The sequence below is a fragment of the Desulfobaculum sp. genome (genome assembly GCF_054921475.1).
This window is the reverse complement of sequence record NZ_JBUDSW010000217.1, coordinates 1-6,632: the sequence shown is the minus strand read 5'-3', so window position 1 is coordinate 6,632 and position 6,632 is coordinate 1. Positions and strand designations below refer to the sequence as shown.

Annotated in this window: 7 protein-coding genes; 4 read left to right on the top strand and 3 right to left on the bottom strand. The window is 63.1% G+C overall.

Features of this window, described 5'->3' with window-relative positions:
- The first annotated feature begins 219 nt into the window (after positions 1-219).
- Together ACY69P_RS12965 and ACY69P_RS12960 are read left to right on the top strand one after the other, a co-directional pair.
- The gene (locus tag ACY69P_RS12965; protein WP_459898530.1) at positions 220-714 is read left to right on the top strand and encodes a TRAP transporter small permease; all 495 of its coding nucleotides are present in this window, start codon (positions 220-222) and stop codon (positions 712-714) included.
- The gene (locus tag ACY69P_RS12960) at positions 711-1,994 is read left to right on the top strand and encodes a TRAP transporter large permease (RefSeq protein ID WP_462327774.1); all 1,284 of its coding nucleotides are present in this window, start codon (positions 711-713) and stop codon (positions 1,992-1,994) included. Before ACY69P_RS12965 ends, ACY69P_RS12960 begins: the two co-directional genes overlap by 4 nt.
- A gap of 69 nt (positions 1,995-2,063) precedes the next feature.
- Here the strand turns inward: ACY69P_RS12960 and ACY69P_RS12955 are convergent, their stop codons facing one another.
- Both ACY69P_RS12955 and ACY69P_RS12950 read right to left on the bottom strand, forming a co-directional pair.
- Complete coding sequence (locus ACY69P_RS12955) at positions 2,064-3,008, bottom strand: hypothetical protein (protein ID WP_462327773.1); 945 nt, start codon at positions 3,006-3,008, stop codon at positions 2,064-2,066.
- A gap of 22 nt (positions 3,009-3,030) precedes the next feature.
- Positions 3,031-3,957, bottom strand: a complete 927-nt coding sequence (locus ACY69P_RS12950; protein WP_462327772.1) for an NAD(P)-dependent oxidoreductase — start codon at positions 3,955-3,957, stop codon at positions 3,031-3,033.
- Positions 3,958-4,061: 104 nt separating this feature from the next.
- On the opposite strand from ACY69P_RS12950, the gene ACY69P_RS12945 reads away from it, so the two are divergent.
- Both ACY69P_RS12945 and ACY69P_RS12940 read left to right on the top strand, forming a co-directional pair.
- Complete coding sequence (locus tag ACY69P_RS12945; RefSeq protein ID WP_462327771.1) at positions 4,062-5,483, top strand: response regulator; 1,422 nt, start codon at positions 4,062-4,064, stop codon at positions 5,481-5,483.
- Positions 5,484-5,593: 110 nt separating this feature from the next.
- On the top strand, positions 5,594-6,334 hold the full coding sequence (locus ACY69P_RS12940) for a tetratricopeptide repeat protein (RefSeq protein WP_459898521.1): 741 nt from the start codon (positions 5,594-5,596) through the stop codon (positions 6,332-6,334).
- 44 nt (positions 6,335-6,378) lie between these two features.
- On the opposite strand, the gene ACY69P_RS12935 is transcribed toward ACY69P_RS12940, so the two are convergent.
- On the bottom strand, positions 6,379-6,632 hold a 254-nt coding region (locus ACY69P_RS12935; protein ID WP_462327770.1), incomplete at its 5' end, for a hypothetical protein.

Genomic DNA, 6,632 nt, shown 5'->3' with positions numbered 1-6,632 from the left:
GCCGAGAGCCGAGAGCCGAGAGCCGAGAGCCGAGAGCCGAGAGCCGAGAGCCGAGCAGGCCCCAACCCCTTGCGTCAACTGCGTATTCGCGAAAAAATGCGCGCGGGTTGCCTTTTTCCATGTGGCGCAGTACGGCAAAGGCCGCCGACCATCCCGAAACGGCGCGCCGCCCCAGCGGGCACGCGCCACCGCTTCACCCCAAACGCCGGTGCCAGCATCATGCATGTTCTCCTCACCGCCATCCGCCGCCTGAGCGGCCTCGTCAATACCCTGACCGAAGGGGCGCTCATGCTCTGCGCCGTGGGGATGGTGGCCGTCATCAGCCTGCAGGTCTTCTGCCGCTACGTGCTCAATGATTCCCTGTTCTGGTCGGAAGAGCTGGGACGCATGCTCCTTGTGTGGCTCACCTTTTTGGGGGCGTGCGTGGCCTACAAACGCGGCGCGCACATCGGCGTGGACATCCTGACGGAGCGCCTGAGCGGCCATCCTCGCCGCGCGGCCCATATTCTGGCGCATCTGGTGGCGCTGGCATTTTTTGCGGTGCTTATCACCTCCGGCATGCGCGTGCTGGACTTTATGCAGTACCAGCAAACCGCGGCCCTTGGCATAACCAAGCAAATCCCCTTTAGCGTGGTGCCCCTGAGCGGCGCGGTGCTGTTCCTGCACGGCGTGGCCTTTGTGCTGGAGGATCTGTTCGGCGGGGGCAAGGCATGACCACCCTGCTGTTCGTCGCCCTTGTGGCGCTGTTTCTGCTCAACGTCCCCATCGCCATCGCCATCGGCGCGGCCTCCGTTGCCGTGTTTGCCCTCAAGGGCGACACCGGCCTTATGGTGGCGGTTACCCGCATGTACGCGGGGGCGGACTCCTTTCCGCTTATGGCGGTTCCGCTGTTTATGATTGCGGGGCAAGTGATGGAGGCCGGGGGCATTTCCCGGCGGCTCATCGCGTTTGCCGAGGCCCTTGTGGGCTGGCTTCCGGGCGGGCTGGCCGCCGTGTCCATCGTCTCCGCCATGTTCTTTGGCGGCATTTCCGGGTCCGCTGCGGCGGACACCGCCGCCGTGGGCGGCATGCTCATCCCGGCCATGGCGCGCAGTGGCTACCCGCGCGGCTTTGCCGGAGCGGTGCAGGCGGCTGGCGGCTCCATCGGCGTCATCATCCCGCCCAGCATCCCGATGATTGTTTTCGGCTTCCTCACCAGCGCCAGCATCGGCAAACTGTTTGCCGCGGGCATTTTGCCCGGCCTGCTCATGGGGCTGTCCCTCATCACCGTGGCTGTGGTCCTGTCCCAGCGCGGCGGCATTGAGCACGGCGGACAGTTGCGCCCCTTTTCCCTGCGGCATATTCTGCGCACGGGCCGCAGCGCCCTGCTCGCCCTTGGCGCGCCCGCCATCATCCTTGGCGGCATCCTCGGCGGCGTGTTCACGGCGACGGAATCCGCCGCCGTGGCCGTGGTCTACGCCCTTTTCGTCGGCATGGCCGTCTACCGCGAACTGCGCATTGCCGCCCTGCCGCGTCTGTTCATCCATGCGTCCATCACCGCAGGCGTCACCATGTTCATCATCACGCAGGCCACGGCGTTCTCATGGCTGCTGACCATCGAGCAGATTCCGCAGGACATCACCGCCGCCCTGCTGGCCCTGACGGATAATCCCATCGCCCTTCTGCTGCTGGTGAACATCATCTTGCTGGCGGCGGGCACCTTTGTGGAAACCACCGCCGCCCTTATCCTGCTGGTGCCGGTCATCCTGCCCATGCTGCCGAACCTTGGCATCGACCTCATTCACCTTGGCGTCATTGTGGTGGTGAACCTCGCCATCGGCATGCTGACGCCGCCCCTTGGCATCTGCCTTATCGTCTCCTGCGGCATAGCGGGGACGCGCCTTGCGGACATCAGCCTGCGGGTGTTGCCCTTCCTGCTGGTGCTCCTTATCGACCTGCTGCTGATCACATTCTGGCCGCCGCTGACGACCTACCTGCCCAGCCTCATGGGCTGACCGTACTAAAACGCCCCCGCCGGAATCCATCCAGCGGGGGCGAAAGTGTTGTGGGCGGGATGGGCAGAGCTAGGAGCGCAGCAGCACCACGGTGTGCTCGTCAATGCCCTGCATCACAATCACGGCGCACACCACGCCAAGGACGGCGCACACGCCCCACACGCTCCAGCGCAGGGCTGGCGAACGCTCGGCCAGTTCCCGGTCCGCGCCGCGAAAGGCGCTCACGATAACGTCGCAGGCAAGGGCAAAGGGCGGAAAGCCCAAAAAGCCCAGCACCGGCATCTCAAAGATATACAGCACGTCCACGAAGGGGATGGAGTAGTACCACTTGGCCCCGGCCCAGTAGTTCCAACACTCCCACATGCCGCCGCAGAGAAAACCCGCCACCAGCACGAGAAGCAACCGGCGCGGCTTGCCAAGAAGCAGGAGCCGCAGGTGCGAGCGCGCGCGGAAGCCGTAGAGCACAGGCTCCAGCAGAAAGACCGGCGCGCCCCAGATGAGCGGAAAACAATACTTCGGCCACGCAAGGGGCAGAACAAGGCAGGCCACGCCAAGGGCAAACAGAGGCCAGCGCCACGGGGCAACACGCAGCGGCGGCCACTTCACGTCCTCCCACAGGCCGAGGAATTCCAAAAGCCGCCGCGTCACGGACAGGGCAGGGAGCACAGTGGCGTAGGCCAGCACGTACCCGCCCCAGCGGATGGCTGTCTCCCGCGGCAGGCCAATGTAGTACCAGTTGCCAAGGCGAAAGTTTGCGGCCTCGAAGGCGAGCCACACCATGACCGACAGCGGCAACAACGCCCAAAAGCTCCGCGGGCGCTCATACAGCGTGGAGTACCCGCCCATGACCACAAGCAGGGACTCCGCTCCAAAAATGTACGGCCACCACGCAAACAGAAAATAATAGGTCAAAAACGGCTCCTGCCGGAAGCTCATCCCGGCGGAGGCACTCAAAAAGGCGGCGGCGGAAGCGGCCATGACCACCACGGCCGTCCGCATCGGCGTCTCGTTCACGCTGTTTCTCCTCGTGGATTCATCATTTGCGCCCGTCACCGGACAGGACTTCCAGCACCTTGATCACGGCGGCGAAGTCCATGTCGCCAAGGCCCGTTGCCGCGCCTGCCGCGTACTGCTGCGCCGCCGCATGGGCGGCCGGGGTGCTTGCCCCGGTGGCGTGGGCCGTATCCAGCACAAACTTCATGTCCTTGTTCATATGCCGCAGGGGGAATTGCGCAGGGTACGCGCCGTCCTGAAACATCTGTTCCTTCAGGGCGTACAGCCCGCAGGCCAGCGGCCCCGACGTTACGGCGTCCAGCAGCACGGCGTCGTCCACGCCGCCCTGACGGCCAAAGTTCAATGCTTCGCCAAGGCCCTGCATCATAACACCCAGCAGCAGGTTCACCGCCATTTTGGTCATGCTACCCTGCCCCACGCCGCCGCAGTGAATCACCTTGCGCGCCATGGTCAAAAATACCGGGCGCAGGGCGTCCACAGCCTCCTGCGGCCCTCCGGCAAGGACGAGCAGACTCCCCTCCTCCGCCGGACGGCGCGAGCCGGAAACCGGCGCGTCCACGTATGTGACGCTAAGGGGCCGCAGCGTCGCGGCAATCTCGCGCGTAAATTCCGGCGACAGCGTACTCATGTTGACCACAGTCTTGGACGCATCAAGCCCCATGGCGCAGCCGTCCTCGCCGGACAGCAGAGCGTAGACGGCCTCCGGCCCGGTGACCATTATCACGACAACGTCGCATTTTTCCGCCAGTTGGCGCGGCGTTTCCGCCACCAGTGCGCCCAGCTCGCGCAGCATGGCGCATTTCTCGCGCGAGCGGTTGTACACCACCAGCGGGTACCCTGCCCGCAGAATATTCTCGGCCATGGGCCTGCCCATAAGGCCAAGTCCCATGAATCCTATGCGCGGCTTCATGCTTCTTCTCCTTTTCGCCACCTGCCTGCCCCGGCTCATATGTTCATTCCGGGGTGATTCCGCGCAGAGAGGCGTTGCATTTCCTTTCAGTTCTCGTCACACTGCATTCAGGATCACGGCCACTGCTTGCTCAGGAGCACCACATGCCAGAGTATCCCATGCAGGAACACGCTCTCGTCGTGGACGACAATCCCATCATGTGCGAATCCCTCGCCCGCTCGCTGACGGACGTTGGGTTTAACGCCGCCTCGCGGCACTCTGCCCAGAGCGCACTGGACGCGGCCCAGCACTCCCCCGTGGCCCTCGCCTTTGTGGACGTTCGCCTCGACGGGGCGGACGGCATGGCCCTCGCGCGGGAGCTGCGCGCCATCAACCCGGGCACGGAGGTGGTGTTCATCAGCGGCGTCGGCACCTCGTCCGACCTGATTCAGGCCATGCAAATCGGCGCATTTGACTACCTCATCAAGCCCTTTTCGCCCGATGACCTGCGCCTGACGCTGGAGCGCTACACCGAGCGCCGCGCCCTCAAGCGCCGCATGGAACGCGCCGAGCAGCGTCACACCACACTGTTGCACAACATCCCCCTGCTTATCTACCGCCTTCGGGAGGACTTCTCGCTGGCCTTCATCAACAAGGCCTGTTCTGTGGTGCTGGGCTATGACCCCGACGAGGCAACAAGCCATGACAACTGGTTCCTCAGCCGCATCCGCATGGGCGACCGCGCCCGCGTGCGCGACGTGCTGACGCGCGCCTTTGCCAGCGCCACTCCCCTTACGGTGGAGTGCCGCATGGCGCACAAATCCGGCTACAACGTGCATGGCTATATCAAAACCATGCCCGGCCCCGCCGCCGCAGGTGCAGGCGAACCGCGCCTTTTGGACGGCATCTTTGTGGACATCTCGGAGCGCGTACATATGGAGCGCACCGCGCTGCAGGACGAAAAGCTCAAGACCATCGGTGCCATCTCAGACGAAATGGCGCACGAACTGCGCAACCCGCTCATGGCCATCGGCGGCTTTGCCCGCAGGCTGCACGCCAAGGTGCCCGACATGCCGGAAACGGAAATCATCCTGCGCGAATCCCGGCGGCTGGAAAACCTGCTGGACCGCATCCGGGGCTACCTGAACCCTGTGGAAATCAGTGCCGAGCCTTTGCACATCCCCCCCATCGTGTCCAGTTGTCTGGAACACCACCTGCCGGTGCTGGAGAAGACCGGCATCACTGCCGATATTGAGCTGGCGGACATGCTGCCCAGAGCCCTTGGCGACCCCGAAGCCATCTGCACCATCCTCGGCATTTTGCTGGGGGACGCCAGCAAGGCCCTCGCCAAGCAGGGCAAGCTGTCCCTGCGCACGCTTTCCACGCCAAAGTCCGTGGATATCCGCATCAGCTACGCCCTTGCCGACATCCGCGACATTGACCCGGAGCGCCTGTACCTGCCCTTTGAGGAAGGCGGCTTTGGCCTGCCGCTGTGCTACAAGCTCATCAAAAACATGGACGGCCTCATGCGCGTACGGCGCGAAAATGGCAACGCCGTGTTCACCATCTCCTTACGGCGCACCTAGCGTCCGGGGCCAAGGGCACCAGAGCGAAGCCGCGCCTTCCCCTTGGCGCGGACCGCTTTTTTGCGTACTGTCTACAATGACGCCCTTTCCCCTCAGCCATGGAGCCTTGCATGTCGCAATACCCACAAATCCTTGGTGTTTTCTCCCGAACGCAAGCCGCAGGCGTTGGCCACGGCGCAACACAGGGTGAATATTCGCAGACCACCTACTGGTATGTCCGGCGGCTGGACGATGACGAATACGAAGTGCAGCCCCTGAACGACCACCACGTTCCGTCGGGCCTGCGAAACTCCATCACCAAGGGCGACTTCATCTCCGCCTACGCCCCGGAACCCCGGTTTTACGAGCAAAACACCGTCCCAGCCATCAAATCCCTCCAGCAAAAAATCCGCAAGGGCGAAGAGGCCTACGCCGATGGCAATCTGGACGAGGCGGAAAAGGCCTTCCTCAAGGCGCTGATGATTGATGAACTGAATGTGGAGGCCAACATGGGCGTTGGCTCCGTGTACGCAGACAAGGGCGAATTCCACAAGGTCAAGAAGGTACTGAACATCCTGCTGAATCAGGACGCAACCTTCGTGGCCGAACAGCGCGTGCGCTTTAACCGCCTTGGCATGAGCCTGCGCAAACAGGGCATGAACGCCGAAGCCCTGCGCTACTACGAAAAGGCGCTGGAGTACCACGACAAAGACGAGAACCTGCACTTCAACACCGCGCGCGTGTACTACGACCTTGGGCGCAAGGAGGAGTGCATACGCCATATCAACGCCGCCCTTGCCATCAGTCCCAATATGGAACCAGCCAGAAAATTCCTGCGCTACGTCGAGAAAAAAGGCGTTCCAAACAAGTAGTACACATCATTTCCTTTTTTGCTTTCAACATGGCATGCATGATGCTATTGTCTAACAAAAGCTGTTAACAACGTGGCAGCTTTTTCCTCCTTGATGCAGGCGGCTGGGCCCCCCAACCCGGCCGCCTCTTCTTTATCCATCTGAAATTGAAACAGCTTTGCCGCCCCCCCCTGCGCCCACGCATTGCCGTCCCGCGCGGCGGGCGAAAGCCCCTTCCACACCCAGTGCGGCAGCTTCTGCCCAAAAGAAAAGACGGACCATTTGGCCCGTCCGTGTCCAGCACTGCGCCCATATCGGC

What these genes read in the sequence shown, in the direction of transcription:
- ACY69P_RS12965 (WP_459898530.1), top strand. Translation starts at nt 220, where the DNA reads ATGCATGTTCTCCTCACCGCCATCCGCCGCCTGAGCGGCCTCGTCAAT.
- ACY69P_RS12960 (WP_462327774.1), top strand. Translation starts at nt 711, where the DNA reads ATGACCACCCTGCTGTTCGTCGCCCTTGTGGCGCTGTTTCTGCTCAAC.
- ACY69P_RS12950 (WP_462327772.1), bottom strand. Translation starts at nt 3,957, where the DNA reads ATGAGCCGGGGCAGGCAGGTGGCGAAAAGGAGAAGAAGCATGAAGCCG.
- ACY69P_RS12945 (WP_462327771.1), top strand. Translation starts at nt 4,062, where the DNA reads ATGCCAGAGTATCCCATGCAGGAACACGCTCTCGTCGTGGACGACAAT.
- ACY69P_RS12940 (WP_459898521.1), top strand. Translation starts at nt 5,594, where the DNA reads ATGTCGCAATACCCACAAATCCTTGGTGTTTTCTCCCGAACGCAAGCC.